Annotated in this window: 1 protein-coding gene; it reads right to left on the bottom strand. The window is 61.3% G+C overall.

From position 1 onward, the window contains the following. Window positions 1-2,377, bottom strand: a 2,377-nt coding sequence (locus ACFQ14_RS14370) for a DUF7507 domain-containing protein (RefSeq protein WP_449301308.1), incomplete at both ends; no start/stop codon positions are given.

Here is a 2,377-nt window from a genome sequence, read left to right as displayed (position 1 = left end):
TGTCCGCCACTTTTGTGATCTCTATGCCGGGTGCGGGTGCGATGGGGATTGAGAAGGCGGCGGGTGCTGGGGCCAGCGTGCCGCGGGCGGGCGTGCCTGTGGCTTGCGCGGTGTTGTCGACCGTGCCGGCATCTACCTCGGCCTGCGTCACCGTGTGGTCGCAGGTATAGCGCCATACCTCGCCGACGTTCAGCTCGCCCGTCGGAGCGAGATCGCCACCGATCAGTGCGGGCGGCACATCGCACTGCGCGTCAGCCAGCGCAACGTTCGTGATCGTCACGTTGCCGGTGTTCTCCAGCGTGAACGCGTAGTTCGCAATGTCGTCCTCAGCCGTCGGTGTCGAAGCGGACGTCTTGCCCAGTGTCCAGCTTGGTGCAGCCGTCGGGCCGGGCGTGGTGATGTTGCCACTGTTGGTAACCGGCTGGCCCTGCGGGTTGGAACCCGTGGCTGTCGCCGTGTTGACGATTGCGCCCGCGTCAATATCCGATTGCAAAACCGTATAAGAGCCAACGCACGAGGCATCCGTCGCCCCCACGGCCAGCGTTGGGATCGTGCACGACAGGCTTGGGATCAGCGGATCGCTCACCGCAATGTTGCTCAGCGTCTGGTTGCCGTCATTGCGCACCGAGATCGTATAGCTGACCGACGAACCAACCGCGCCAAACGGCGATGGCGTGGCCTGCTTCGTCACTTCAAGGCTTGGGTCAGTATCGGCGTTCACCGTCGCTGTGGCGGGCGGTGATGTAACAGTGGTTGTCGTCTGATAGATCGTCGAAGCCGTCGCCTCGTTCGTCACAAAGCCAGCATCGAGATCGGCCTGCGTTATCGCATAGGTGCCCGAACACGTGGCCGTATCGCCCGGCGAGAACGTGTTCGCTCCCGTCTGCTGATAGCAAACCAGCGGGCTGTTGGAGATCTTGTCATCGGTAATCACAACATCGCGTGCAAACGGCACCGTGCCGGAATTCGTCACTTCAAACTCGAACGTCACCAATTGATCAACTGCGTTGAAGCTTGCCGTTGGGCTGGACTTCGTCAGCGACAGCGCGGGCGTGCCACCGGCGGGGATCGTCTCAGACGTCTGCGGCGTGGTCACGCTGCCGTTCGTCGCTGTCGCGATGTTCGTCACCGTACCAAGATCAACATCGTTGACCGTAACCGTATACGTGCCGACGCAGTTCAATGTTCCGCCCGGAGGCAAACCACCAGCGGGCGCAGGGTCACAGGTGATGGCGCTGGCCGGAATGAGATTGTCGTTGACCGTAAACGGCCCCGGCTGGCGCACATTGCCATCGTTGGTGATGACAAAATCATACGTCGCAACCGAGTTAAAATCGAAAGGCGGAACCACCGAACGGGCCGTCTTCACCATCGCAATCGACGGGTCCTGAACCGCAAGAACCGTCACAACATCGCTGTTCGATGTGATCGTGCCATCGGTTGCCGTCGCCGTGTTCACCACCTGCCCCGCATCCAGATCGTCCTGATCGGGCGTATAGCTGGCCGTACACGTCAGCGATTGCGTCGGCGCAAGACCACCGGCAGACAGCGGTGGGCACGTGACCGAAGCGCCGGAACCGTCCACAACATCATCCGCCACCGTGATCGGCGCGGTAATGCGCGTGTTGCCGTTATTGGTGACCACATACTCGTAGAGCAGCGTCGTGGCCGTATCGGCAAAGCTCGTGGGCGAAGCCGCAGCCAAGCGCTTGTCGAGCGTCAGCGCAGGCGTTTGCGTGCCGTTGACCGTCACACTGTCCGGCGCGGAAGTCGTCGTGCCATCGGTCGCTGTCGCCGTGTTCGTCACAAAACCAGCGTCCAGATCGTCTTGGTCGACGGCATAAGTCGCCGTACAGATGATCGTCGCATTCGGGGCCAGACCATTGGCTCCCAGTGGCGGACACACGACCGCGCCGCCAGCCCCGTCCACCTGATCGTCAGCAACCGTGATCGGATCGGTAACACTCACATTGCCCGTGTTGCGCACCTCGTAGGTGTAGTTCAGCAGATCGCCAACGCTGTCGAAGTCCGTTGAAGTCGTCTGCTTGTCCAACGCCAAACCGCGAACCGCCGCCACAACACCCACCGATGCCGGGGCCGTTGGCGGTGTCAGCGTTCCACGGCGCGGCGTGCCATTGGCCGTCACCGTGTTCGTAATCGCAGCCTGCGCATCAACATCCGCCTGCTCAACAACATAAGTCGCCGTGAACGTCTGAGACTGCCCCGGCCCAAGCGTCACACCAGCAGCCGGAGACATAGCGGACAAAGCCCCCGCCCCATTATGAGCATCAACCGGAAGCACATCATCAATCGTGATGTTCCCAGTGTTCACAACCTCATACGTATACGTCACCGTATCCCCAACATCAGCATCAGA

This window comes from Pseudahrensia aquimaris (assembly GCF_042676045.1).
Classification (GTDB): domain Bacteria; phylum Pseudomonadota; class Alphaproteobacteria; order Rhizobiales; family Rhizobiaceae; genus Pseudahrensia; species Pseudahrensia aquimaris.
This window is presented reverse-complemented; position numbering and strand designations above follow the sequence as displayed.